Source organism: Ruegeria sp. BG6 (assembly GCF_056538465.1).
Window position 1 is genome coordinate 1 of record NZ_JBQFTB010000010.1, and the last position, 25,131, is coordinate 25,131.

At 52.3% G+C, this 25,131-nt stretch carries 21 protein-coding genes and 1 pseudogene; 7 read left to right on the top strand and 15 right to left on the bottom strand.

The features are described from left to right. Positions 1-170: 170 nt before the first annotated feature. From ACR0JW_RS16520 to ACR0JW_RS16545, 6 genes are all read right to left on the bottom strand, one after another. Positions 171-1,418, bottom strand: a complete 1,248-nt coding sequence (locus tag ACR0JW_RS16520) for a recombinase family protein (RefSeq protein WP_480714211.1) — start codon at positions 1,416-1,418, stop codon at positions 171-173. After that, complete coding sequence (locus ACR0JW_RS16525; protein ID WP_480714212.1) at positions 1,415-2,458, bottom strand: tyrosine-type recombinase/integrase; 1,044 nt, start codon at positions 2,456-2,458, stop codon at positions 1,415-1,417. Before ACR0JW_RS16525 ends, ACR0JW_RS16520 begins: the two co-directional genes overlap by 4 nt. Beyond that, positions 2,458-4,155, bottom strand: a complete 1,698-nt coding sequence (locus tag ACR0JW_RS16530) for a site-specific integrase (protein WP_170682239.1) — start codon at positions 4,153-4,155, stop codon at positions 2,458-2,460. Before ACR0JW_RS16530 ends, ACR0JW_RS16525 begins: the two co-directional genes overlap by 1 nt. Before the next feature lie 166 nt (positions 4,156-4,321). Beyond that, the gene (locus tag ACR0JW_RS16535; RefSeq protein WP_170682238.1) at positions 4,322-4,528 is read right to left on the bottom strand and encodes a helix-turn-helix domain-containing protein; all 207 of its coding nucleotides are present in this window, start codon (positions 4,526-4,528) and stop codon (positions 4,322-4,324) included. 180 nt (positions 4,529-4,708) lie between these two features. After that, on the bottom strand, positions 4,709-5,542 hold the full coding sequence (locus ACR0JW_RS16540) for a hypothetical protein (RefSeq protein WP_170824684.1): 834 nt from the start codon (positions 5,540-5,542) through the stop codon (positions 4,709-4,711). Positions 5,543-6,405: 863 nt separating this feature from the next. Next, positions 6,406-7,335: a DMT family transporter gene (locus ACR0JW_RS16545; RefSeq protein WP_480714213.1), complete on the bottom strand. Its 930-nt coding sequence runs from the start codon at positions 7,333-7,335 to the stop codon at positions 6,406-6,408. 281 nt (positions 7,336-7,616) lie between these two features. On the opposite strand from ACR0JW_RS16545, the gene ACR0JW_RS16550 reads away from it, so the two are divergent. Next, a complete protein-coding gene (locus tag ACR0JW_RS16550; protein ID WP_480714214.1) occupies positions 7,617-9,143 on the top strand; it encodes a hypothetical protein in 1,527 nt (508 codons plus the stop codon). Positions 9,144-9,387: 244 nt separating this feature from the next. On the opposite strand, the gene ACR0JW_RS16555 is transcribed toward ACR0JW_RS16550, so the two are convergent. Both ACR0JW_RS16555 and ACR0JW_RS16560 read right to left on the bottom strand, forming a co-directional pair. Beyond that, positions 9,388-9,639, bottom strand: coding sequence for a hypothetical protein (locus tag ACR0JW_RS16555; protein WP_170617602.1), 252 nt, complete (start codon positions 9,637-9,639; stop codon positions 9,388-9,390). Between the two features lie 88 nt (positions 9,640-9,727). Beyond that, a complete protein-coding gene (locus tag ACR0JW_RS16560; protein ID WP_170682234.1) occupies positions 9,728-10,168 on the bottom strand; it encodes a hypothetical protein in 441 nt (146 codons plus the stop codon). A 239-nt stretch (positions 10,169-10,407) separates the two neighbouring features. Between ACR0JW_RS16560 and ACR0JW_RS16565 the strand changes: the two genes are divergently transcribed. Beyond that, a complete protein-coding gene (locus tag ACR0JW_RS16565; RefSeq protein ID WP_170617598.1) occupies positions 10,408-10,710 on the top strand; it encodes a hypothetical protein in 303 nt (100 codons plus the stop codon). 471 nt (positions 10,711-11,181) lie between these two features. On the opposite strand, the gene ACR0JW_RS16570 is transcribed toward ACR0JW_RS16565, so the two are convergent. The 3 genes from ACR0JW_RS16570 to ACR0JW_RS16580 form a co-directional block, all read right to left on the bottom strand. Then, positions 11,182-11,463: a hypothetical protein gene (locus ACR0JW_RS16570; protein WP_170682233.1), complete on the bottom strand. Its 282-nt coding sequence runs from the start codon at positions 11,461-11,463 to the stop codon at positions 11,182-11,184. 147 nt (positions 11,464-11,610) lie between these two features. After that, a complete protein-coding gene (locus tag ACR0JW_RS16575) occupies positions 11,611-12,726 on the bottom strand; it encodes a cation efflux transmembrane domain-containing protein (RefSeq protein ID WP_170682232.1) in 1,116 nt (371 codons plus the stop codon). Between the two features lie 360 nt (positions 12,727-13,086). Then, positions 13,087-14,340 carry an arginase family protein gene (locus ACR0JW_RS16580; RefSeq protein WP_480714215.1) on the bottom strand — a complete coding sequence of 418 codons (1,254 nt, stop codon included), beginning with the start codon at positions 14,338-14,340 and terminating at the stop codon, positions 13,087-13,089. A 178-nt stretch (positions 14,341-14,518) separates the two neighbouring features. Here ACR0JW_RS16580 and ACR0JW_RS16585 point away from each other — a divergent pair, with 178 nt between their 5' ends. Continuing rightward, positions 14,519-15,454 (top strand): helix-turn-helix domain-containing protein, encoded by a 936-nt coding sequence (locus ACR0JW_RS16585; RefSeq protein WP_480714216.1) that lies wholly within the window; start codon positions 14,519-14,521, stop codon positions 15,452-15,454. On the opposite strand, the gene ACR0JW_RS16590 is transcribed toward ACR0JW_RS16585, so the two are convergent. Further along, the gene (locus ACR0JW_RS16590; RefSeq protein WP_170682229.1) at positions 15,451-16,545 is read right to left on the bottom strand and encodes a helix-turn-helix domain-containing protein; all 1,095 of its coding nucleotides are present in this window, start codon (positions 16,543-16,545) and stop codon (positions 15,451-15,453) included. The two genes, ACR0JW_RS16585 and ACR0JW_RS16590, sit on opposite strands and share 4 nt — an antisense overlap. A 68-nt stretch (positions 16,546-16,613) precedes the next feature. Between ACR0JW_RS16590 and ACR0JW_RS16595 the strand changes: the two genes are divergently transcribed. The 3 genes from ACR0JW_RS16595 (at position 16,614) to ACR0JW_RS16605 (ending at position 19,893) form a co-directional block, all read left to right on the top strand. After that, positions 16,614-17,888: an arginase family protein gene (locus ACR0JW_RS16595; protein ID WP_170682228.1), complete on the top strand. Its 1,275-nt coding sequence runs from the start codon at positions 16,614-16,616 to the stop codon at positions 17,886-17,888. Between the two features lie 108 nt (positions 17,889-17,996). Beyond that, the gene (locus tag ACR0JW_RS16600) at positions 17,997-18,890 is read left to right on the top strand and encodes a peptidyl-prolyl cis-trans isomerase (RefSeq protein ID WP_170682227.1); all 894 of its coding nucleotides are present in this window, start codon (positions 17,997-17,999) and stop codon (positions 18,888-18,890) included. A 310-nt stretch (positions 18,891-19,200) separates the two neighbouring features. Continuing rightward, on the top strand, positions 19,201-19,893 hold the full coding sequence (locus ACR0JW_RS16605; RefSeq protein ID WP_480714217.1) for a HupE/UreJ family protein: 693 nt from the start codon (positions 19,201-19,203) through the stop codon (positions 19,891-19,893). A gap of 34 nt (positions 19,894-19,927) precedes the next feature. Here ACR0JW_RS16605 and ACR0JW_RS16610 read toward each other — a convergent pair whose 3' ends face one another. Further along, positions 19,928-20,671, bottom strand: coding sequence for a hypothetical protein (locus ACR0JW_RS16610; RefSeq protein ID WP_170824690.1), 744 nt, complete (start codon positions 20,669-20,671; stop codon positions 19,928-19,930). 17 nt (positions 20,672-20,688) lie between these two features. Continuing rightward, the gene (locus ACR0JW_RS16615; RefSeq protein WP_480714218.1) at positions 20,689-21,540 is read right to left on the bottom strand and encodes a hypothetical protein; all 852 of its coding nucleotides are present in this window, start codon (positions 21,538-21,540) and stop codon (positions 20,689-20,691) included. Positions 21,541-21,962: 422 nt separating this feature from the next. On the opposite strand from ACR0JW_RS16615, the gene ACR0JW_RS16620 reads away from it, so the two are divergent. Next, positions 21,963-23,480, top strand: coding sequence for a phospholipase D family protein (locus ACR0JW_RS16620; RefSeq protein ID WP_480714219.1), 1,518 nt, complete (start codon positions 21,963-21,965; stop codon positions 23,478-23,480). Between the two features lie 972 nt (positions 23,481-24,452). Here ACR0JW_RS16620 and ACR0JW_RS16625 read toward each other — a convergent pair. Further along, positions 24,453-24,937, bottom strand: a pseudogene (locus ACR0JW_RS16625) (IS5 family transposase); the annotation flags it as partial. Positions 24,938-25,131 lie beyond the last annotated feature (194 nt).

Here is a 25,131-nt window from a genome sequence, read left to right on the forward strand (position 1 = left end):
CCTGCGCCAGATCGGAAACCTTGGAGCGATAAAGTTCGGAAAGGTTCGGCTGCAGTCGCACCGGTGAGGGCGTAGCTTCGGAGAGCTTCGCCTCAAGATCGGCAATCTGCGCTTCGAGTTCTTCGAGTTTGGTTTGAAGTCCAGGGGTGCGAATGCCTTCTGCAATCGCATCATAAAACCCATTCAGTTTGCGCGCCGCTTTGTCCCGCTCGGATTGCAGACGGGTCCGGGCTACCTCCGCTGTACCTACTTCTGCGTTGGCGGCTTCGCTGAAGGACTTGACAAAAAGCGGCCACTGCGTCGGGCTGCATCAGACGTCGGCGCAGCAAATCCAACACGGCGTCTTCCAGTATATGGCGGCGAATGGATTGCCTGTGCGTGCAGGTGCCGAGCTTGCGGGCAGCAGAGCAGGCGAGGTAGTCGCGCCCGACTGTCGCGAGCGGCCCTCCGCAGGTGCCGCAGAATGCAAGACCGGTCAGAAGGTGCTTCTTGCGACGCTTCTCCCAAAACTTGGTTTCCTTGATGGCTTTGACGCGGGGATCAGCCTCGATCTCGCCTTGTCGCTGTTTGACCGCCTTCCAAAGTTCATCCCCGACAATCCGCAACTCGGGGACCTCCGTGATGATCCATTTGGAGGGATCGTTGAGACGGGAAACGCGTTTGCCGGTCTCGGGGTCCTTGATATAACGCAGCCGGTTCCAGACCAGGCGACCAATGTAGAGCTCATTGTTGAGAAGGCCTGTTCCACGCATTCGGTGCCCCCGGATCGCGGTGTCACGCCACAACTTGCCACGGGGACCGGGAATACCTTCGGCGTTCAGGCGGCGCGCAATGGCTTTGGGAGAATGCCCCTCTGAGAACTCTTGAAGCACCCGCCGGACAATCTCGGATTCTGCTGCGTTGATCATTCCTTCTCCTGTGACGGGTTGGTCGTCCGGCCCGAGACGCCGGACGACGTCGTAGCCATAGCTGCTGCCGCCACCGGAGCGTCCAAGCTCCACCCGCCCGCGCAGACCGCGCCGGGTTTTGTCGGCCAGATCTTTGAGGAACAGTTGGTTCATGGTCCCCTTGAGACCCACATGCAACTCACTGATCTCGCCTTCGGTCAGAGTCATGATGCCGACCCCTGCAAAGCTCAGGCGTTTGAAAATCGCAGCGATGTCTGCCTGGTCCCGGCTCAACCGATCCAGCGCCTCCGCCAAGACCAGATCAACCCGTCCTTCCTGGGTTGCATTGAAGAGCGCTTGCAGCCCGGGACGCAACATGGACGCACCAGAGACCGCCCGATCAGAATAGGCGTCGACAACAGTCCAGCCTTCACGCTCTGCACGTTCCCGGCACAAACGCATCTGGTCATCGATTGATGCGTCTCTCTGCATCTGGCTGGAGAAACGGGCATAGATTACAACTCGGGTCATCGCCGGGCCTTTCTCTTCTGGTTGATCAAAGCCACGTAGTCGCGGCCCGCTTCAATTGTCTGGGCGTGGATGTAGTGGCGCTCGGCGGTTCCGAAGCTCGTATGCGCAAGAATTGGTCGAATTAGCTTGGCGTGTTCCGGAGAAGAGCGGGCCAATGTGGTTGCGGCGGCATCCCGGAAAAAATGCGGTGGGATGCGGCGACCCGTCAGCTTCAGGGTCTGCTCCGCGATCCGGGGGCTCAGCGCACCTTGCTTTAATGGTGCACCTGTCCTTCCGACCCACAAGACATCGTGTTGTTGTTGGCCACGCTCCATAAAAAAGGGACGGGCTTCGTTGACATAACGACGCAAGAGCGGCTCAATGCTCTGGGGAACATCAGCCTCCCACGGCTGCCCTGATTTGGTCAGATCCCCCGGGAGCGCGACGGTCATGGTGTCTGCTGTGACATGCAAGGATGTGCCAATCCGAAGGCCCGCAAAGGCGCGTCGCCGCATCGGCATCAAAGCCAGCATGGCAATCATGGTGCCATCCCGCAGGCACATCATACGGCGCAGCAGTGTTGGCGCCGCTTCTGCATGACCCATCGCCAGAGACATTCCCGCCTTGAATAGAACCTCGCTGGACAACACACGCCCAAGTTTGCGATCCCGATCACCTCGACCCGTGGCGCGCTTCAATCCCGCTTTCAACTTTCGCTGAGCGGACCAGTCCTGTGTCGGGTCAGCCGCGGAGAGGATACGCAACACGCCATCAATGAACATCAACCGGGTCATTGGCCGGGTGTGTGAGAGGTCCCGAAGCCAAGCGGACCTGCGCGGCAGAGTCGCGCGTCGAGCCGGAGGTACTATGATTGCCTTCGCATCGTTTGTAATCAGCCATTGCAGCCATCGGGCATAGCGCAACTCCAAAGTCTTCAGCGAGGTCGCGCGTTGATGTGAGAGCGCGCCGCAATCGTCAAGCGGTCCACCTTCCTTTTGAAGGTTGATCCACATCTCGCGGTCTTGCGTGGGCCAATCAGACAGAGGCAGAACAAGGCTCATCAGCGACGCCCTTTCTTGGCGTCTATCAGGTCAACAAAGGCACGTGTTGCCGACCGTGCCTCAAGACCGGAATACATGTTGATGGTGTAGCTGACTTCCGAATGCCCGAGCAACCGGCGCGCAACCTCGTAGCCGCCGGGATTGGCGTCGAGCCAGTTCATCACCGCGAAATGCCGAAACAGGTGGGCGTTCATCTCCAACCCTGTTTCCTTCCGGATCCGTTTGGAGATGCGCACAGACAGAACGCCGGGATCAACCGAATGCTGACCATCCCTCCGGGGAAACAGCCAAGGTGTTCCCGCGGGGCAGAGTTCCGGACAGCGAAATTTGAGATGTACGTCGGTCATGCGCAATACATCACGCGGGATCTCAAACTCGACAGGTCGCTCATTTTTTGTCTCGCCGTCTTCCAGAACCAGGTAGGCCCGGCCATCACCGGGACGGTGCAGGTGGCGTTCCAGGGGGATGTCTGCCAGGTTCTTCATGCGAACCGGGCAGACCAGCAGGATGGCGATGGCGAGCGCATCTTCGCGCGCCAGAGCCCAGCCATACGGCTTGGACTTGCCGCTTGGTCGCGCGAAAATCCGTTCAGGCAGAAGCAGAAGGCGCAGCTGATGCCGGTCCTCCTGCAACACCCGCAGCCGGCTTCGGTTTTTTTGGGTCATGCCATTCTGAGGTTTGACGGCCAGGCGCGCGGCAAGCCCCGACAGCGCGTCCCGGGTATCATCGGGTGCATTGAGTATCCGGGCTAGGTTGCGGAGCAGCGAGGCGATCTCACTGATCATCTTTGTAGTCTGGTTGTTGGTGCGCGATAACATCTGGCGGAAACCCCGTTCAGCCACCACCGGATCAATCAGGACATCCAAACCGCCAATGTGCTTCATTGGGATTCCAGAGTGAACCAGTTCGGAGGCGAACCGAACCAGCTGTCTTTGGTATTGAGACAGGGTTGCAGGACGGAGCGTTCTGTTCTGGCCGTCATCTGCCAGCGGGTCCGGAGTTGCAAGACGATGCATCAGCTTTGCAAGAGCGGTCTGGAATGGCGCCGGAAAATCAGTCGCTGGAAAGGTGATGACCTTTTGACGCGAATCCAGGGGCAGGGTGATCTTGGGCCATTGTGAAACACGGCGTGCCGCCAGGTTCCAGCCGTTGACCGCAGCCCGATATGCAACATCAGGCGATTTGCTGATCTCATTATGCTCAAGGGCTTCTCGATAGGCTTCGGCGTGGTCTGAACATACAATGGCTGGCTCAACGCCCTGCCGGTTCAGAAAGTGCACGAAGCGGCAGAGCGCGGGTTGCAATGTCTTGTCGCCCGACGCCAGTACATCCGCCCAGAGCGCTTGCCAGGCAGGACACAGATCTTCGATCCGGTTGAAGCGCCGTTCCACCAGCCCGAAGTGCGAGAGCGCAGCCCGGGCATCACTAACCGCGTTTTGCCAGCTCTTTGGTGTCAGACCAAGTGTGGCTGGGGCGATTTTGGACAGACGGGGCTGCAACCAGCGACTGTCGCAGGGCACATCCTCTGGCGGCAACCCAAGGGCTTTAGCTACGCGGCGCAGGCCGGAGATCAAGTCGCGGCGGCGCGCGTCAGACAGAGAGGTGTCGGAGTGCAGCTGCTCGATAAGGTCGGCAAACATCGGTGTGTCGGCTTTGACGAAGGCCAGCGTCACTGGAACGGGCCTCTGCTTAGTCATCGGGTTTGCGTTCCTCTGGACATGTCAGGTCTCGGGTGGACGGGTGTGGACAGGGTGTCCGATTCGGGAAAAGCATAGCACAGAAAGTCAGAAACTAACGGGGATGCCCTCCTCCCGAAATGCGCTTAACACATTGACATTAATAGACATTAACGATCACGAGTGCCTACCAGCACTGTGCCTGCCGGTAGGCGGCATGTGCTGCCGGATCAATGCGGATGAGGCGTCCACCGGGGCCGACCCGAATAACCTCAATCAGGCCTGACGCAATCGCACGGCGCACCGTCTTCTCGGAACAATTGTCCAGTTCAGCGACGTCTTTCACCGTCAGCAGCTTGCTGGGTCGGTTCTTCTTGGCATTGATCTGTGGCATCCTGATGCGCCTCCTTTTGGTCAGACGCATCCCGGTCCAGTTCCCGTACTGCCTGGGCAGCCAGCAATCGGACCAACTGGCCTATCGCTGTCTCAACCTGCTGGTGCGCTTGGTCGTCAGAAGGGGGTTTGGCAGGAACGCGTGTCATGCCATGACCATGACAACGCAGGCTTGCTCATTCTAAGTGTATTGATTGCCCGATTCCGGCGGCGCCCAACGCTCCTTCTCTTCGCGCTCAAGCTTGTCGCGAAAATAGTCAATATCCACGCGGATCGTCTCACCGCTCAGGATTTGCTCCGGTTCGGTTATGATCCTCACGGCAGCCTGGATAAAGTTTACGAGCGGGCCTTGCCGTTGTCCTCCGGGGCGACCGTCTGAATATGTCGTATAGGTCAGGGGGCGACCGGCATCTTTCCAGATATAGCAGCAACTCTCGACGATGTACTGACGGCGTTTGTCGCGCGAGAACCGCTTGTCTCGGGGCGACATCTCCGCAACCGCGCCGGGTGTCTCGATGATGCGCCGAATGTCATCTATGACGTCCTGAGTAAGTGTCGTTGCGGTCTCAAGCTTGTCGAGGACTTGGGGAAGAAGGTCTGCGTCTTCTGGCGTCGACGCGAAATAAGTCGAAAGCGAGCCCAATGCGTTCCGGAGTTCTTGTGCAGCAATTGTGCCCCGTTTGGCTTCCCGCAGGAGTGTCTTGAGGTGCTTTTGACCTCGTTCAATCGCTTGCGAGCGCCGGACCTCGGTCAGGTTGATTGCGATGTCTTCATCGCTGTTGAGGCAATTCCCAAGAAGCACAGAGAGCTCGCGTACGAGCTTAGTTGGCAGGTCAAACCGTTCAGCCAAGCTCTCGATCATGTCATCAGAGAGAGCACCGCGTTCTCCATAACTGCCGAGCTTCCATGACATGGAACACTTTATCCCATCCATGTGCGGATAGACGGAATAGTCACCATCACCATCTTCAACGTCGCCTTGATCGTTCAGGCCAGCGTCCAAGTCAGCGCTCATCTTATTCTCCGTTTGGCACACTCTGCATTCGAGCCACACGTCCAAAAGCCAATGTTCATCACAGCAACTCTGCTTGCCGAAAAATCGGGCTGGATGACACAAGGCGATCCATTCAAACGTTGCACACAAACAAAAGAACAGGAAGAGAACAATTTGGTACCAGGTTCTGACTTGAATCGCTGACCCAAAACGCCCGCGCTTTTGATAGACTACAGCGCTTCGAGACAGCTGCGGCTTTTAAAGTTGGCAGACGAGCGAAACACAAGGAACAAAAAAACAGATCAAAACACTTAGTCAGCAAGAACGAAAAATCGGACGTTCCGGGCCGGGACGGGTCTCCTCGTCTCCGTTGCGCCCGGTTTATGCTTGCTGCTTTCCCTCGCAAACGATCAAAAAAGCGGTGACCACGGTACGTTCACGACCGGCCTCCAATAGTGAACTATGGTTCGGGGACTACACCATCCCGCACCGACGCGGCTCCTTCTGGCCCGGTGCAGAAACACGACAACGGAACCCACCGGTCGACAGATGTCTCCAGACACTCGTCGGACCGGGGACCGCCGAGACCGTGCGCGGTCAAAGCGGGGCAGGTGAGAAGCCTGCGGGGAAGCGGCTGGCCACCGACAATAGGCATCGCGCGGATACGAACCTGAAAGTGAAGGGCCTTCTCCTGCATGACGGGGGGAAGGAGCGGGGGCCGGATATTGTCTGACGCAAAGGCAGGGTGAAAGTTTGCCAAAAAATGAGATCGGCAGAAGCGCAGCTCTGGCGGGTTCTCTAGCACATAACCTCAAGTCTATAGCCGCTTTTAGTAACCAACTAATCGTTCCGACAACATGTAGTGAACGACCATAATAAGCCCATTAGTACTGCCTCGGTGATTTTGCGAGCACGGTAGATACGGTGCGCGTCTTTCTACTTCTTGTGATCGCGATTGCGCCCAGCACTAAGGCACATGCAAAAGCTTGAGGAAAAGAGATGGCTTCGCCAAAAGCAAGATATCCCACGGCAAACATCGTGGGTAATTCGATACTTCCGACGACCGCAGTTTGGGAAGCTCCAATAACAGGCGAGCAAATCGTGTAGATGAGCTGAGGCACGAAAGCGGTCACCAGACCAATACCAACAATGAAAAGCCAGTCGGATTGTTCTCTAGGAAGAAGCTCTCCAACCTCAGTACCAAGGATGAGCGGTGTGAGGCCCAGTACAGACCCCAGAGAAACTGACGCGATTCGTGCCAACGGCGCAATCCGTGCCAACTTGTGTACGAGGACGCAAATTCCGAAGCCAAACCCAAATGGAGCGGCGAGAGATATCAACAGCGTTGGCAGATGCTCCGCAGGCACTGACGCGGGCGAACCAGCAATGACAGCCGCCACCACAATCAGACCAGCGGCCAATATGGCGCGTCGCGTGGGTGCATCGCCAAACACAGCCCAAGCAATAACTAGGGTGAACACCGGATAGGTCATGTAGAGCACACCCACTGTCGATGCGGGCAACTTCTCCAGCGCCGTTACATATCCGATCCAACCAATCCCCATTACTGCTCCGGCTGAAAGGCCCCAAGTGATCTCTCGCCATTCTTTTCGGTGCAAGATGAGAACTGGAAGCAAAAGAATTGCCGCAACAATGTAGCGATAGAATGCGACCACATAGGGTGCGACGCCTTGCTCGGTCAGGCTGCGGCTGAAATAGGGAACCAGTCCGAAACAGATTGAAGCAAAAAGGACACCAACAACCGCAAATGCGTAAGGTATGGGCGGTCGATTTCGCGCAGTTGTCGTTGCCATAATCTGGAGCTACCACGCATTTGCATTTTCGTCTCAAAAGATTCTTTGAACGACAGTTTTGCCCACATAAATGCAGTAGAAAAGCGAATTGTGCACAATGCACCCGTCAGGTCGTTTGCGACATTTGCTATCGCAGTAAAAATAAGTTGGAACACGAAACACCGAACTTAGAGATGGCGATCACTTCCAAAAGGTGTTGTCTCCTTTGTCGTGCTACCCAGAGTGTGCTACTTAGGTTATTTGGCGCGGCTGACCCCAAGGTGTGACTCTTGCCCTTAGAAGTGAGTAGAGAAGAGGTCCTGGAAGAGCTGGAACGTATTGTTGGTTCGAGTGACTTCGCGGTCAGCGAACGCAACAGAATTTTTTTTGAACACCTCGTCAGAAGTGAAATCGACGGCAAGGGTAAAGAACTTCATGGCACTGCGTTGGCAATGGATGTGTTTGGACGAGGCGCAGACTTTGATCCCAACACTGATCCCGTTGTGCGAACTGAAGCGGTAAAACTGCGAAAGGCGTTAGATTACTATTATTTGACCTCAGGTAGACAAAATAGGGTAGAAATATCGGTTCCAAAAGGTCGGTATCGACCAACCTTTCGCATTCGAGAATTTCAGGCAAGCGACGCGAGTTTGACTGATGAGCAAACGCCAAGGTTGCCCACGCTAGGCATTAGATCGTTCTCAGGGTCAGAGACTGCGCGTGCAATTTTTTTTCGCGGTGGTTTGCCAGAAGAGATTGCGCTGGAACTCGCCCGTTTCGGTTATGTTCGGGTACTTACAGGTTTTAGGGCCGAAAACTCTAAGTCACAAACTCAGGAAGAACATAACTCGCTTGAGCGCTGCGATTATGTTCTGGGAGGAACGGTTCGCGAAGATGGCGAGTGTTTGCGCATAGTTGTTCAATTGAAACGTAGAGACACCGGAGACCTAGTTTGGTCGGAGCGCAAAGACATCTTTTTGAGCAACGCCAATATTTTCGAAGCTCAAGAAGACGTCGCAAAGCGCTGCGCGGTCTGCATTGCGGATGCATATGGGTTTGTTGCAACCGACGCTGCGAGAAACGCTCAAACGCGACCAGCTTCGGACTCAAACGTGTATGAAGCTCTGTTGGCGTTCCACACCCACCTTCGCGCAAATAAAGTCAGCAGCTTGGCGCGAATGTTGGAACTGTCGCAAGCTGCTGTCAGGGAGAACCCAACCAGTGGCTTGGCGCACGCACTATTGGCGTTTGGATATGTTGAACAGGTAGGTGTTGGACAAAAACGATTGAAGTCCGTTGTCGAAGATGGCCGAACTCACGCAGAGAAAGCATTGGCTTTTGAGCCAAATTGCCAGGAGGCTCTGATCGCAGCAGCCGTCTATGCCCAATTGGATGGAGATAAACCTAGTTTTACGCAATTAATTGATGCCGCAATTCGCGCCAATCCGAATGGCAATCTTCTGCTCGCTGTGGCTGGAGGATGGATTGCATTTGTCGGCGATCCCAATAAAGGCGCGGAATTGGTGCGACAAGCGACGGATGCGAATCCCATGTTGCCAACTTGGACCCAGATTACACTTTGCTTGGAAGACGTTGAGAAAGGAGACTTCAAGGCCGCTGTCAAAAAAGTACGCCAAATAGATGTGCGAGACTATTTCATTGATCGTTTGATTATTTCCGCGGTGCATAGCCTCGCCGGTGAAACAGGGCTGGCCAGAGCACAATTGCCTCAAGTAAACGGCGACTTCACAATTGACGAATACATAAACGATCTACCCTTCGCGCGCGGCTTGGTTGAAATGATCCGTGCAGGGTTAGAGCGCCTTTGAATCGGTAGATTCTGGCAAGTGATGGAAGGAGACAAAACTGCTGTTTTGATTTTCGCAAAGTCGCAGGCAAATAAAAAATTCGTTGTTCTTACTCATACACAGCGCGGTTTTCGAAGGTTCAACCGTTTTTTTTCTTCCTGAATCGTCCAACAATCTGCAGCCAATCGTAATATTTTTGGCGTCTCTTGCGTCCGGTTGAAGACGAGTCTCGTATTACCTGGCCGAACCTTCGTAATACTTTGAATCACCGCCGAAAAGAGTCCGGTTGGGTCCCAGTGAGTCTTTGAACACGCAGTACATAGGCTTGCTGCTCAGCTGCATCTGAGTAAAAGAAAAACTCATGGTGCACGCAAGCAAACCGACCGTTGACCAGAAACTCTTCATAAATTTTTTGGTGTAGATCACTAAGGTCGTCAGTCTTTTGGTAGAACTTCAATATGTCTTTGGGCGTTATCGAAAGGACAATGTCCCAAGCTTGTGAATCAAGGTCTTTCATTTTCTTCTCCAATCAATGCGTTTACTGTGGAGCCCCTAAAACACCCGGTGCCTCTTCTTGCAGCGACCCGGTTAAGGCCGAATGCGGATCACTGTTGTTTGCTCGTCCGGTTCGATGGGTTCTCGCGCCCGATGCCAATCATTATGGATTGTTCTCTTTTGACCTGGTCGACAGCGTCAGTAAGCAGGGACTTTTCTGCACTGCTTGCTGCAATCAAGTAATCTGTGATTTCGGGCAGGACGTTATTCCACGTTGGACATGCCAATGCGAACTGAGCGAAGAAGTTTGCTGTGAATTTGAACAGCCGCTCTGCACTTGTCGCATTGGATTCTCGGGCGGCCCAAAGTAAGGTTTCCCAAAGGCCATTTTCGAAGGCGATCAGCGCCCGAGGAGTCTTGTCAACGTAAATCTGAACTTTGTGCTTTCTGGCAACTGAAAGCTCAGACGTACGTAAGACCAAATTGTGTGCCGCAGCCGTAGTCGCCGGGTATTGGTTTCGCAGCGTCGTTAGCAGATCAAATTGTGACATCTTTTCTCTCCACCTTTCCAGTTTGTGCAAAACGAAAATGTGAAGAGTTCACCGTTCCTTGGAGGTGTCCTACAGTAGTGCAACTGTTGTTGGATGGACGTCCGACTTCGTTGCGCGTTGCCTGAAAAAAAAGGATTTCGCACAAGACGTAGAATTGCGCATTTTGGGCTCGAAGTAGACGCTCGAAAAATTTGACTGAACGGTTGCTGACCTATCTTTGAGGAATAAAGGAGTTGCGTATGAAAAAATGGGCGTGTTTCGGGTTTGCGGTGTTGGCTTCAGCTTGCGCCACTACTACCCAGGCTCCTTTGGTCACCAATGCAATTGGTCAGACCGCTATTCAAATCAACACAAATGGGCTGACTTGCTACAACTCTGCCTGCCTGGAAATCACAAGAAGCAGCGTTCGTGTAGTCGGACACAAACGAGCGCGGATTCCCAAGGGTATTGATGTCAGCGATGGAACCGTCACACCTGACGAGTTCCAGCGAATGCGCCAAGCAGCAATGCTGGCAGGCGGACCTGGTTCTGGCAATCGGTAAGCAGAGAACAGGTTGAAGTGTGTTCAACGATGAATTCCAGGCATGATGCCCAGAACGCGGATCGACAGATAGGGCTATCCTAGCTGAGAGGCCAGATGCAACGCTTGTGGTTCCCCAGTTTTCTTAGCCATAACGGCAGACCATTTCAATCGAGGCGGATCACCAAAACGGTTTCCATGGGAGACTGTGCAGTCCGACTGGTGAGTAGCTTTCCCTGCTTAGCTATGCAGCGCTTTGGCCAAGACGGCGCATTAGACCGGCGATGCACAAGTCCGCGACAGCGGACCCTCCCGTCCTAAAGACGAGAGGCCGACGTCACGGGGGAAGCGATGGCGCATGCGCCAGATGAGCAACCTTGGAACAATAGAGTTCGGACAGTTTGGCATTGATCTGTGGCATCGTGGTGCGCCTCCTTTTGGTTAGAGGCGTTCCGACCCATTTACTGAAGCACAGAAAATGGGTTCAGGGTCTCTACTTGCCAAGCTGAAGTGTGCTCTGCGGTCGCCAGGACAAATTTCCATCGTCTCCACGAAAGCAACGCAGCAACCGTTCTTCTTTTTGAGGAGCTGTAGAAGTTACGGTGTTGGTGCCGACCAATAGTATGAAGGCGTTCTCAGAGTACACGAGACCCTGATAGTAGCAGAACCGTTTTTCCGCGCCATCAGGAATGGGCGACGCGGTCGTCAATTGCGATTGCGCCGCCAGTTCGCCTGCGAGAAATGACATTGATATGCCGAGTAAAAACTTCTTCATTTAGACGCTCCTAAGTCATCGTTGGGATAAAGTGAGTTGGGTCTTCATGTCGCTCGCCCAGATCCAATCGGTCGAACAAAAGCCAAAGTCCGAGAACGGTATCGAATAGGTGATTGAGTTGTACCAAAATGGCAGAATCTCAAAAGATTACTCATCTGACGCAGCCCCTAAAACACGACGACCGATCTCAGAAACCACAACCAGTACTTCGGTTCGTGCGAATTGCGTACTCAGTTTCGCGTTCAATGAAGCAGATAAATTGTCAGCCTGCTTCCCTGAGATCGTGTCTCGCGGGTTCACAAACACAATGACCGAGTAGGTGCGGCCCGCTTTCAAAACAACAACGTCAACCAACGCGATATCTTCTGAGGCGAAGTGTTCTTCAGCAATTGCACGCGCATTTTCGACGATCTCTGCTCCGGCCGAGGCACCCACAAGTTCACCCAAACTGCTTTTGAAGTCGGACCAGTATGTGCCCGATGCGATGAGGCACAAACCGATAACAATGATTGAGTCCCCGACCGGTGCAATGAACGCCAATGGGCCAGATTGAAAAAGATAAACAAGCCCGAAGCCCAAGCCAGCAGTCCCGGTGATAACACCGTCAAAGGCCGCTGCCCGGGCTTCGAGCTTCAGTATGTCGCTATTTTTTCCTGTTTTTTTCCAACAGCGTAGGTGATTTAGCCAAAGCCCGACGCAGATCAGACAAATGGCAACCGTGTAAACACCAACGACCTCGTACTTCACGGGCGCAGGCACAGTACCACCGATATATGCCGCAATTTTGGCAACAGCATTAATGAGAGCGAATGCGACGAGGCCCAGAAGGGACAAGGACCTGAACGTGGTAAAAACTGCTTCATCGGCAGCATAGCCAAGCGGTCTTGCATCATCGGGTTGCGCAAATGACTGTTTACCTACGCGAACAGCTATAATAGCAGCAAAAAAGCCAACAAGAGAGAAAAGCCCATCAACAAGAAGCGCTTGTGAGTTCGACAGAACTGAAGCTACGACACCAGCGAAACCCATTGCAAGGTTGCCCACCATGCCAACTCGCAGGGCGGAGCTTTCGAAACTCATTGCCGTAGCCGACATTCTAGTTGCTTCCACTGGCTTGACTTGCTTCTTCCATATTTGAAGGAGCCAAGCCTTTATGTCCAGTTTCTGAAGGTCTGGCGCGACACCCCTCAGCAGCACGTAGTCCTGTGATACAGGTTGAGAATTTTTGCGGATAGACAGGTGCTTTTTTGTTGCCAGTTCCAACGAAGTTTAGAAGATCTGTTCCGATAGGTAACTTGTCCGATTCAGCCGATGGACTCAAAACTACATTCTGATGTAACTCAGAAATTGCACTAGGGTGGGCTTTAGCAGGGGCGTCTGAAACCGCCGATGTGAGTTTTGGTAAACTTGTCATACATTGGTCCTGATGCACGAAACGCAGAAAACCCTCCGCAGCGAGCTCAATTTAGCAAGAGAAAAGCGATGAGGCGTTTTGCAAAAAACGGGCATTAACTATCAGTCGCCACTTGGCTCTGGCGCATTGCCGCGCCACCATTCTTTTTGAAGGGATCCCTAGGCCTTTTCGGGCAATGCGCACCGCTGATCGCCAGAACCAGACTGTTCTTACGGTTCTCCGGAGATGCGCGGGTGAATATAGTCCGGTTCGATCCCGTCTTTTTTCATCGCAATGCCGGTTAGAAACTGAAACATGGTTCGCCGAACAAGCCGCGCGGTTTGTTGGCCGCGGTTATCGTAGAAGGGGTTGAACTCAACGAAATCAACGCCGACGATGGTTTTTGTTGCCGCAAATTGGCGCAACATGGGGAAAAGGTCTTCGGGATGCGAACCGATGGGCGATGAGGAGCCTGTTCCGGGTGCATAGCTCATGTCAAATGTGTCAATGTCGAAGGACACGTAAACAAGATCTATGTCTTCTAAGTCTTTATATATTTTGTCAAAAGTCTCTTCGACGCCGTCTCTCCTGATCTCGTGGATATGATAAACCTTCCCGCCTTCAGAGGCCACCTGATCCCACTCCTCTGGACCAAAGACCGGTGTAGACATGCCATACTGAATGACATGGCGCCCTTCGACCATACCTTCCTGAACAGCGCGATTCATAAAACTGCCTGAATGGTAATAGGCACCAAACTTGCCCATGCCAGCGTCTCGGTCGAGATGGACATCAAAATGCACGAAAGCAACGTTGTTCTTTCCGTAGACATCAACGATACCGCGGAAAGTGCCGTTGGGAACCGAGTGGTCCCCACCAACGATGAAGGGAATTGCGCCGACGGAAGCAATCTCCCGTGTCATACGACGTATTTCCTCTAAAGTCGCAGCTTGATTGTACGCATTTAGTCCGGCATCGCCGTAGTCAACCGCATTTAAGATTGTGAATGGAGCGAGAAGGGTCTCGTATTCAACCCAGCTTAAAGGGAATTTGGGGTCACCGTAGCCGCCATAGTCGCGTGTAGTCCGCACCTCGGCGGGCGCCCACATATTGCCTGCGGAGTGCGGAAGTGCTCCAGTTGGTGCGCCGAATATCGCAACATCGATTTCGCCGGCCTGTAAGTCTTCGGGTGTAAGAGCAACGGGCAGCTTAAAGAACGTTTGGATACCCACAGGTTCCATCTGCAGCTGGTATCGTTGTACGTCCATTGGTCCTGCAGGACGTCCGGATGGTTCACGTTCTGCTCGCCAGATGTCCGTAGACTTGTCCTGTTTGATATTCATCTTTGTCGGGTCGTCAGGGACCTGGTGAGGCATCGGACCGATGTTTTCATTTGGCGAAGCTGCAGCAATGTCCTTGAGCATTTGCGCTGAAGTTTCAAAAGGAATGGCTCCAAGTACCGCGGTGAACACAGCTGTGGACAACAACTTGCAGTAATGCATCGTCTTTCCTTTCAAATTCAAAGCAGTCCGGTTCTGTCATTGGATTGCGTTTGATTTTGGCGGACAGGTAGCAAGGGTGCTACGTAATTAGTGCATTTGGAATCTATCTTTGCGGAATTAATCCTTGCCGAACACAGTGCCGCGCGTACAGATTAACTGCATGGGTATACAGCGTATTCTTCTGCATGAAGCCGAAGATATTTCGGAGTTTCTGTTCCAAGCAACTGGGATGATGCCTGGCTATACTCAATTCTCAGCAGGCCCCGCAAAACTTGAATACAAGGTTGTGGATCTAGACGGCGTCACTCTGCTTTGGGCTTCGGGGATTGCTCATTGCAGGTGGCAAGACCAGATGTCTGACGATGGTCGAGTGCATTTTGGGATAGTGCTGAACGCAAAAGGCGGCGTCAGATCGCTTGGTCACGAAATTGGTCCTAAAGACGCGATGCTGTTTCGCCCCGGCCAGGAAATGGACTATGTGTTTCTGGGGCCGGTTGAAACACTGGAAATAGGTGTATCCAAAGAAATTGCAGACAGTCTTGGCTGGACTTTTTCAGGAGCACCTTTGGCACGCATCCGTGGAACGCGATTGCAACAACTCGAGACTGTTTGTCGCCAAGCAAAAAAGATCACTGTGTCCAACGATGAATATTTGAGGCCTGAACTAATGGCAGAAGTGCGTGGGATGGTTTTAGATGCTCTGGAGCGGGCGTTGTGCCCTTGGTTACCTAAAGGTACCAATTCGAGTTCGGAACTTAATGAATGCACGAAGCGATATTCGGTATTGAAGAACTTTGATCGCCTTCTTTTAGAGTTAGGCGATGGGTTGCCAGGCTTAAACTCCATTTCAAGGGAATTGGGCGTTGGGAGGCGCACGTTGTTCTATTCGCTACGTCAGTCGTTAGGTATTACGCCAAGGCGGTACATAGAAATACGACGCCTCGCAGAATTGCGAACCCGGTTGAAAAATACCGGCCCTGAAGAAAATACAGTTACTGAACTGGCAACCGAACTTGGGTTTGGGGATCTTGGGCGCATGGCCGGAAAGTATCGTCGACAGTTTGGAGAGAGCCCGAGCCAGACGTTGCGCTCCTAGTTTAACCAGCTCTGCCTAGGTCGCTTAAGCGTTTCGCTTGGAAGTTCTCCGAACAATGACCGGTATTTGCCTGCCATACGCCCCAATTCTGAAAAGCCATGATCGTTCGCCAGGTGGGTCACAGACGAGTTGTCCGGCTCGCTACGATACAAGCTTGCGCGAAGACCGTTCAAACGTACGACTTCTCGGAATCTCCTCGGTCCAATCCCATAAGCGTTTTGGAAAGCTTGAAAAATACTGCGCTTGGACACGCCAATTTCTTCAGCCAAAGCGTCAACACTGACACATAGGTTGTTGTCTTTGTCCTGCAGTAGTCTACGGGCATCGCGGAGCAAATCAGCCCGTGCTCCACGCGACAGAACATCACTGTCATGGTGTTTGGGCGACGCCCAAGGTTGAAGGGCAACTTCTAAAGCATCGATGAGTTTAGACCGAGTGTCCGCGAGAGAGCTAAAACACCAATCTCCAGAGTCGTCATTGAGAGCCGCAGAAAAGCCTTCCTGCGCAATCGACGCCAGGCTTCTTGCGACGTCTTCAGGCACATCAGTAATTTGACCACCACGGCAATTCCACCCGAGCTTTTTGGGAAGTTCTTCCGTGAACGTAATCTCCAGAGTTTTGTATCTGCCGTTTGTGAACAACTCCGCCGTTTCACCTGGCCTCAGTAGATGGGCGGTGGTGTTAGAAATGCCAGACTGGCCTATCCGAGGGCTGCCATTTGCTGAAACCATGATCGCAAATCGCCACTCACGCGCCAACATAGTGTCGGTCCAGAGATGTTTGCCTTCCCCTGATACTTGCAGGAGCCTGATGTCGCCAAAATCGATGCTACGGGCGCTCAGGATCGCGGGGCCAGAAGTGAATTGCATAAAGCGGGTGTCTGTATTGGTTTGCTCAAGATAGAAGTTTTCCAGTGCATCCTCATCTGCGAGATCAATTGAAAAACGATCGAATGCCAAAGCAGTTACCCCTCTATCAACAAACCCAAAGTCTCGGGGATGGGTATACAGGTCGAATGCCAATACCCGATCACGTAACTCATGCCGGGCGATTGCAAAGATGTGTGCTACTTGCACTTTTTGCACAGTCATCAATAGCCTGAGAAAATATCCTCTCCGTAGTCAAGTTAAATTTGGTCTTAAAATGAGAGGATTAGAAAGTGGCGCGTCGCATACCAGTATTGTTCAAATGGTCCGCTCTGCTCGCAGCAACACTAGCTGGAGTGGGATACGCACAAGACAATCCCGCACCAGATTTTTCCGCTGATCCTTTAGTTGATGGGTTCCCATCTTCGATGCAGCCGTGGAGAGATCCAAGCAATCCAAATGTTCAAATCCTCGATCCTGGCTGGAACAAATACTATCTGCGCAAGGATATGGTAGGTGATAACCCTCCGCGGGAACCCGGTCCAATTGATTTACAGCGCTACTACGTCGTGCCGACCAAGCACGCATTCCCCACGTATTTCGGTTTGCCGATCGCTTTGACAACTGAAGATCTGATTGCCGGAGAGGTCGACGTGGCTATTGTTGGGGCGCCAAGCCAGTTTAATCCTGCTGACGGCAACGGCTGGGCGGCAAATTATATGCGCGTAAACCACAATTATGATTTTGCCCAGTCGGGGCATGATATGTGGTTCAACAACCAGTACTTCGATATCCTGAACGTTGTGGACTATGGAAACGCCAACGCCCACCCATCTTTAATGATGCAGAACTTTGCAGATCAGGCTGGTGTGTTTAAGGAAATCCTCGATGGCGGTGCGATACCCTTCGTAATAGGTGGAGACCATGGCACCCAGGTCGCGTCACTAATGGCGCTGATTGATCACTACGGTCCGCAGAGTTTCACAACAGTCCATTTTGACGCCCATACCGACCTTGCACCGCCTGATGGGCGACTTGGAATGTTCACCCATGGGGGGGCAGCCCTCCGTTTCGCGCACGAGCAAGGGTGGACCACCGGAGATCAGATTTTCCACATCGGCCTTCGCGGTGCATACGAGAGCGTCGAGAGAATGGACTGGATGTTCAACAATCAGACCAACTACTACTTCATGCCGAAGTTTGAAAAAAATGGATTTGATGCAACTGTCGACGAACTGATCTCAGAACTCGAAGGACGCCGGCTGTATATCTCAATCGATATGGATGTTCTGGACGGCTCGTTGGCGCCGGGTGTTTCAAACCCTGAAATAGGTGGCTTTACCACGCTACAATTCATGCAGATTCTTCGAAAGCTGGCTCTTCAAAACGAGATACTGTTGATCGATTGGGTTGAGTATTCTCCGCTTTTGGACGACCGCCGTCGCTCCACAGGCAACGTTATAAGCCGTTTGCAGCGACATACCCTGGCCGCGATGGCCGCTCGCAAAGAGGGTATCACTGATCCAAACTATGTTCATCCTGCAATGCTCGAGGATAACAGCAAGTAAGGTAATGAACTGGGCGAATGATGCGTTGCATTCCAAAGAGTTGCTTTTTTCGGAAAAGGCGCCTTGAATTGAGGCGTCTTTTTTCGGTGCGGTAACATAGGTTCAGAAATGTCCATCAGTACTTCAGACCATCCCTCGGGAAGACCTGCCGGTAACGACAGTGGTACGCCGCACTCATTTCTCTTTCATCTCGTCAGAGAGCCGTTGTTTCAGTTTCTCGTCCTCGCAGCACTTTTGTTCATCGCGCAGGCGCTTTTTGCAAAGGACGATCGAGATCTGATCGTGGTGGATGCAGTGACGCAGGAATACCTTTTCGACCAAGAGTCGGAATTGCTTTTGCGCCCGCTAAGTGAAGCAGAAAAACAGGACCTAGTCAGAAACTTCGTTGAGGAAGAGATCCTGGTCCGTGAGGCAGTGAAGCGAGGTTTTTCTGACGGATCCCGTATTCGTGCATTACTTCTTCAAAACATGCGGTTTTTCATTGCCGGAGACTTGGCAGAGCCGACAGAAGCGGAACTCAAAGAATACTTTGACAGCAACCAAGAGAAGTTTCTGAGCCCTCCCAGTTATGACCTTGAACATGTGATGTTTAATTCGATCAGCGAAGTTCCACCTAACCTTCTGGAAGAGTTGAACGAAGGCGCAGATCCCACATCCCTCGGTGACGTCGACATCACCTTTGGAAATACACTGAGATACATGGACCAGAAACGCCTTGTGCAGGCTTTCGGCGGCGAAACGGCAAAAGAGGTTTTGGCGGCCATTGACAAGAACGACGATTGGCAAGGACCGTTCCCATCCCAGACTGGGACGATTCACTTCCTCAGGGTTCTCAAGGAAAACCCCGCTCAGTTGCCTGAATTTGAGCAGGCTCAAGATTGGGTTGCCACCCGGTGGATGACGGACAAATCCCGTGAGTTGATGGAGAAAGAACTGGAATCTGTAGAAGGCGACTACAAGATCGAGATAGCGCCGCTGCAAAAGGCCAAAGACGTTGATTAGGTTATTCCTCATCTCTGCGTGGGCTGCGACGCTAATAGTGCTACAAGGGATCGGTGCTCATGCGCATACACTTGGCTTGGATCGCGCGGAACTGATTGAAACGGCTCCCGGCGAATACAGACTAGTCTCAAAAGTACCTAGTAGATTGTCAGCTGCGATATTGTCACCTGATTTGCCTGAGCAGTGTGAGTTTGGGGGGAGCCCGAATGGTGAAAGGGGATCTTATTCGGTCACATTTACCTTCACCTGTGCCACCCCCATGACATCCGAAGATCGCCTAGTGCTTCCGTGGAACCGCGAAGGGGCTCTGTTGACGGTTCGTTGGTTTGGTCAGGAACCTGTCACGCGTTTGGTTAAACGAGAGGGGACGACTATCGAAGTCAACCTAGACGAATGGCTGGCTGGTTCGGGATCTGCATCACGCGCGGCTAAGCGCTATACCGTTCTGGGAATTGAACACATTTTGGAGGGTTTGGATCACTTGCTGTTCGTGCTGGCTTTGCTGTTTCTTGTAGAAGGCTGGTGGATGCTGATCAAAACAATAACTGCGTTTACAGTAGCTCATTCGATAACACTGGGTTTGGCCACGCTGGGATTTGTTTCGCTACCGTCTGCGCCTGTAGAGGCGGCAATTGCTCTTTCGATTGTTTTCCTGGCGTCCGAGATCGTCTGGAAGTCCCGCGGCCGTTTTTCTTTGGCGGCAAGAGCGCCTTGGGTTGTGGCATTTGCGTTTGGACTATTGCATGGGCTCGGATTTGCTGGAGCCTTGGCCGAAATCGGACTGCCGCCATCTGAGATTCCGATTGCGCTTCTTTTCTTCAACGTTGGCGTCGAGCTTGGTCAGTTAATCTTTGTTGCTGCAGCATTGGTCGTAGGATGGGGGTTCTTGCAAATACCCGCTGCACAACAATGGGAGACAAGCGCTCAATTGATCCTCGTCTATGGCATTGGAACAATCGCAACATACTGGATGATAGAGCGGACTTACTCAATTTTTGTTTAGGCAGTTTGAAGGCGTCTACTTGGCTTGAAAAAACTCATGGAGGGCCCGGTATTACTTCTTCCTCTTGTAATACGCGTAGTATTCCGATGATCGTTGTGGTGCTGGTGTCGATTGATCCTCTTAGGAAAGCGCCCAGTCCACCCTCTCCTATTTCACGTGGTCCGCCGGTTTCATATACTGGGTCCAAAGGTTCAAATTCTTCAGGAAATGCAGGGCAAAACGGGCGTTCGCTCAAAAAGCGTCCAGCGACTTCCAGCAGGATGGAACGCAGCGCTTCGACATCTTCAACGAACCCCTCAATGTCCCGCAAATGCTCAAGGGGTTGAACGGTTGCGTCTACTATTTCGTAGGTTACGCACTTTTCGCTAAACCGGGCCGTAGCTGAAGATGAAAAGTCGAAAATCCATCTGTCCATCGGTTTGCCGCGTACAAAGACGTTTTCGTTTGTCTTGGTGCATTCAAAGAACTGAGTATCCAGTTTTCCTCTTAGAGAGATAATTTCACCTTGTGCCTCAACAACAAACTCACTGAGATCGGTACGGGTTCCACATGTGTCTGAAATTGGTTCGTCAGCAAACAGGTCCGGTAAACGAGCTTGCAAATCACTAAAGTCAAGCACGGCTTCAATGCCAACTCGTGTTGGCGAAACCGCAGTCATAATGACATTGAGACCGTAATCAATTTCCGTTGTGCCGACGACCAGAGTGTCCTTAATGTCGAATTCGGCAACTTGTGCTGTTGAAGGGGATGCGAGACCGAAGCCGCCGATCAGAAACATCGTAAAACAAACGTGCCTCATTGTTGCCCCTCGATAATGTCGCTCAATTCCATCACGTTGAGCAGTTTGACAAGTGTCGTCGCGTCTGTATCGATCAATCCCTGAATTTCGGCGCCGATGCCGCCTTCGCCAATTTCGAGCGCTTTGACGAGTGTGGCCTTCGGTGATACCGGCTCCAATTCCTTCGGGACTGTTAGGCAGATTGGGTTGCCGTCAAAATAGATCTCTGCCTGTTTGATGATTTCGGCGCGCGCAGTCTCAATGACACCGAATAATCTTGCGACAACCCCAGTAAACCCACGCGGGTCGAGTTCAAGCTCAACCACGGAAAACCTTACACATTGGTCTTCGACGAAGGCTTCCACTTTTGCCTTTGCATCAATTTCTTGTGTCAACCAAGGATTGCCCCGCTCTTGGCCCGGGGAGTTCTGATCGCAGGAAAAGAATCGTACAAACAAAGTTCCACGCAATTCGACGTGATCTTCAATCGCCTCTGTTTCTAAAATATTAACTGATACTTTTCGTGAGCAACTATCATCATAGACCCCCGATGCTAGCTCTGGGAATCGTGCTTGGATCGCCCTCAAGTCCGCCACGACGTTCGCCCGCAAACGGGTTTCTGTCGCCGGGCTCAAACCTGCGAAAAACACAATATCAAACGATTCCTCGCCTATGGGCACCTTGCTAGATAGAAGGAGTTCGATGTCGCCTTTGTATTTGGTGGGATCAATTCCTTTACGATTTTCGGCGGCTGCAAGCAGTGCTTGAGGGGTCAATTCACTTGTTGGTTTTGGTCGGTCGCGCTCGCATGCGGCAAGAATGCCAAACAGCAGAGATATGGACAAAACTATCCGAAGGGAGCGCTTCACTCTGGCAAACATGAGCAAATATAACAATCGAAGACGTCCGATAGTGTATGCGAAAATCTGATATTAGAAAAATAGTGTAAATCCTATACGCAGTCGAGGAATTTCGAAGCTTTAGCAAATACTTGGATCTGAAAAGCAAAGGCGATCAGAGCGACTTCATAGACCAGGTAACAGCGTGGCATGCCAACCTGAAAGCAAAAAACTGTTCAGAATAGGATGCCTGTAAAGATCACGGAACCCAGGCTTATTGCCCGGCACACTGCCGGTGTGGCGATTGACAAGCCGATTTCTTAGCTTATCCTTAATCAGTTGATTAGCTTAAAGAACCTAGGGTGCTGGACTTAGAGTTCAGTTGCGTTCGAAGAATGGCATATTCATATTGGACGGGCGACGGGATCAGCTTTTGCCGAACCGGAGCGCCAATGAGGACCATTGAAAAGCTCATTTTGGTATGTGGTTTTCTTCTGTTCATTAACGGCTGCACCCACGTGCCATTTGACTCTCCTAAGGAAAGCTCACGGGCTATCCCCGCCGATGGGACTCGTGCCGGACGTGTAGTGTCTGACCTTACAGGCCACGATGGCCAACTATTGGCAATGTTGCCCTTGTTCGACGGCAATGACGCGCTCGGGGCGCGACTGAGAATGATCGAAACGGCGGAAAGTTCAATTGACATACAGACGTTTCTGATCAAACCGGACTTGGCCGGTTCGCTGATGTGGCTCGCCCTGTATTCCGCAGCGGAGCGAGGCGTGAAAATCAGGCTGTTGTTCGACGACGTTTTCACGACGGCACGTGATGATCAGATCGCGACACTGAATGCCCACCCGAACGTGGAAATTCGCGTGTTCAACCCGCTATCCCGAAATAGCACTGTGGCTGTCAATTTCCTGTTGGATTTTACCCGAGTGAATCGCCGCATGCACAACAAAGTCACGATCACAGATGGCAGCTATGCAATTTTAGGCGGCAGAAACATTGTTGATGAATACTTTAGTATTGGAACAAATTACGACTTTGCCGACTTCGATCTCTTTGTGGCCGGAAAGCCTGTTCATGTCTTGTCAAACACCTTTGATGCGTATTGGAATGATGCTTGGTCCCTGCCTTTTGACGCCATAGACGATGGCGACATTGTTCCTTTGAGCGAGGCGTATGAACAGTTTCGGAAGCGCGCTCTTGACGAGGAAGTCGCGATTTACGACCGAGCCCTGGCATCTGATTACATAAGATGGCTCGAGAGTGGTCAAGTTCCTGTTTACTATGGCCGCGCAAATATCGTGGTGGATGACATTGAGAAGCTTCGCACTCCTGCTGGCACCGGACCATTTGCTGTAGGAAACGCATTTTATAATAGTCTCGGACGCGCTAAAAAAAGCGTAATTGTTGTTACGCCGTACTTTATTCCAGAAGACTACGGTGCGGCGTATTTTGAGCAACTGGTCAGAAAAGGAATTGACGTGTCGGTCGTGACTAACTCTCTTGCCTCGACCAATCATCCGTACACTCATGGTCATTATGCGCGCTATCGTAAGCGACTGTTGCGCGCCGGAGTTAACTTTTTTGAGGTACGCGCCAGCGTACCGCCTTCGAAGGAAGGCGTCGAAACGCCTTTGACCCTACACACCAAAATCGCCCTGATTGATGACGCTTATGTTTTTGTGGGTTCTGCAAATGTCGACCCTAGGTCCATCCGACAGAACTCGGAAATCGCAATGTTGGTGCGTAGCTCTAGTCTGGCGAAGCAGATCAAAGCGCAATTGGATGCGGCATTACCACTATACTCTTATTCGGTAACGCTCAACGACTCAGGAAAGCTCCAATGGGTATATGCGAATATTGAAACGAACGCGCCGATATCGAAAGAGCCATCAGCTGGGTTTTGGCGCAAACTGATCGCCAAGATTTCCGGTTGGCTGCCAATTGAACGCCAGTTGTGAAGTGGGTTTTCCCAGACCTTCAGCGCTAAGAAACCCCAAGATTTCGCGATGTAGGACGTAGCACCACTAACATCTTTTTGTTGGATAAAGCGTATCTATCGGTGCCATGAGATTATGACAATTGCCAGCGGGTACAGACCCAGCCAAAAAAAGCTTATAACAACACTAAAATAAGCCCCTTTGTGTCGTTCATCACTGTCCGTAACTCGCATTTGGTAGCAAATCATATCGGCAAAGAGGCTCTAGTCGTGTCATCGCTTCCAACGGTTTCACAGTGTCATGTGTGCCTCATATTTCGTAGGTGCGCCCCTTAACCTAAACCCATTGTGATTGAAGCAGATAATACCGCTCCAAACACGTTGATCATCAACGTGACGCTTGCAATGGAATCTCGGGTATTGGGGTTCGAGCGAGCCATTTTCCCTTCGATCAAACAAAACTCAAGCATCGCCACGGCTGGTAATTACTGACATGAATCGTGCTAGCCGACGGGCAACAACAAGTCCTGAGCCATTTGAACTTCCACTTTACGCAAGGTTTTTCTGATCAGATTGCTTTTGCCAACTTTGGCAACTGGTTTGACGGGGCACTTTCAATATTTCAGCTGTTCGGCAAAGGCCAAATCCTGCTCCCGCAACCAGCGTCAGAAAATCCCATGCAGCCTGTTCAGACTGCAATTGATCCCCCGGATCAATCGCTTAACGTCTTCACCTCATCAAGCTCATAACCTGAAGGTCAGAGGCTCAAATCCTACTCCCGCAGTCACTTCTACAGAACAAGCCGCCCAAGGGCGGCTTTGCTCGTTCCGAGCCAGACCAATCATCGCCGTAAGGGCGCCTTTCACATCAATCTGTACGCCAACCCACTCATGTTAGACCTAGATCCAATTGATCAGTCCCTGTACGATCTCCAACGCTCCGGTGCGGATCGACGGGTCCGATATCCCTTTGTCTTTTACCGCTCCCGGGGTCAATCGACGTCATACCCTCGGTCTCCGAGCAGCCTGTCGACATTCGTCAGGCTGCCCAACAACGCTCGCGCACCGATGTAGTCGCTGATTTGTCGTGCCGTAACGAACCGGTTGAGGGGACGTCCATGACTGTCGCAGATGGCGTGCAGCTTGGTGTTCATGCCGCCGTTGGTTCGGCCAATCAGGCGTCCTTTTTTGACGCCCGAACTGGTGGCTGTGCGGTGTGCGCTCAAGTAAGATTTGTCTATCATCACAGTCTTTTCTTCGCCGTAGCCGACGGCCAAACCAGCCATCATCTGGACGAAGACCCCCTTGTCGCTCCACCGTTTCCAACGGTTGTAGGGCATCTTGTGCGGTCATAGGTAAGGGGTTCGTCGCGCCATGTTAAGCCATTGCGAGTGATGCAGATAATACCGCTTAACATTCCTCGACCATCAACGCGAGGCTTGCCGTGCGACTTCGGAAAGAAATGCGCAAGACACGCCATCTGGACGTCGCTCAGCTAAGGCAGATCAGACATGTTCACGGCTCGTTTTCGAACCGTGAATCACGCCACCTCTCGGAAATCAATGGGTCCTGACCCAAGGCTGGACGGCCTTGCCCTAAGGCGCCGGCCTGATGGGCTTTCAATGTCGTAAGACGAAAGCGACCGCAGGCGATACGCGGACGGGAAGGCTTTGG

Excerpts from the sequence above, each read along its gene's own strand:
- ACR0JW_RS16520 (WP_480714211.1), bottom strand. The coding sequence starts at position 1,418 with ATGACCCGAGTTGTAATCTATGCCCGTTTCTCCAGCCAGATGCAGAGA.
- ACR0JW_RS16525 (WP_480714212.1), bottom strand. The coding sequence starts at position 2,458 with ATGAGCCTTGTTCTGCCTCTGTCTGATTGGCCCACGCAAGACCGCGAG.
- ACR0JW_RS16530 (WP_170682239.1), bottom strand. The coding sequence starts at position 4,155 with ATGACTAAGCAGAGGCCCGTTCCAGTGACGCTGGCCTTCGTCAAAGCC.
- ACR0JW_RS16535 (WP_170682238.1), bottom strand. The coding sequence starts at position 4,528 with ATGCCACAGATCAATGCCAAGAAGAACCGACCCAGCAAGCTGCTGACG.
- ACR0JW_RS16540 (WP_170824684.1), bottom strand. The coding sequence starts at position 5,542 with ATGAGCGCTGACTTGGACGCTGGCCTGAACGATCAAGGCGACGTTGAA.
- ACR0JW_RS16545 (WP_480714213.1), bottom strand. The coding sequence starts at position 7,335 with ATGGCAACGACAACTGCGCGAAATCGACCGCCCATACCTTACGCATTT.
- ACR0JW_RS16555 (WP_170617602.1), bottom strand. The coding sequence starts at position 9,639 with ATGAAAGACCTTGATTCACAAGCTTGGGACATTGTCCTTTCGATAACG.
- ACR0JW_RS16560 (WP_170682234.1), bottom strand. The coding sequence starts at position 10,168 with ATGTCACAATTTGATCTGCTAACGACGCTGCGAAACCAATACCCGGCG.
- ACR0JW_RS16565 (WP_170617598.1), top strand. The coding sequence starts at position 10,408 with ATGAAAAAATGGGCGTGTTTCGGGTTTGCGGTGTTGGCTTCAGCTTGC.
- ACR0JW_RS16570 (WP_170682233.1), bottom strand. The coding sequence starts at position 11,463 with ATGAAGAAGTTTTTACTCGGCATATCAATGTCATTTCTCGCAGGCGAA.
- ACR0JW_RS16585 (WP_480714216.1), top strand. The coding sequence starts at position 14,519 with ATGGGTATACAGCGTATTCTTCTGCATGAAGCCGAAGATATTTCGGAG.
- ACR0JW_RS16590 (WP_170682229.1), bottom strand. The coding sequence starts at position 16,545 with ATGACTGTGCAAAAAGTGCAAGTAGCACACATCTTTGCAATCGCCCGG.
- ACR0JW_RS16600 (WP_170682227.1), top strand. The coding sequence starts at position 17,997 with ATGTCCATCAGTACTTCAGACCATCCCTCGGGAAGACCTGCCGGTAAC.
- ACR0JW_RS16610 (WP_170824690.1), bottom strand. The coding sequence starts at position 20,671 with ATGTTTCTGATCGGCGGCTTCGGTCTCGCATCCCCTTCAACAGCACAA.
- ACR0JW_RS16620 (WP_480714219.1), top strand. The coding sequence starts at position 21,963 with ATGAGGACCATTGAAAAGCTCATTTTGGTATGTGGTTTTCTTCTGTTC.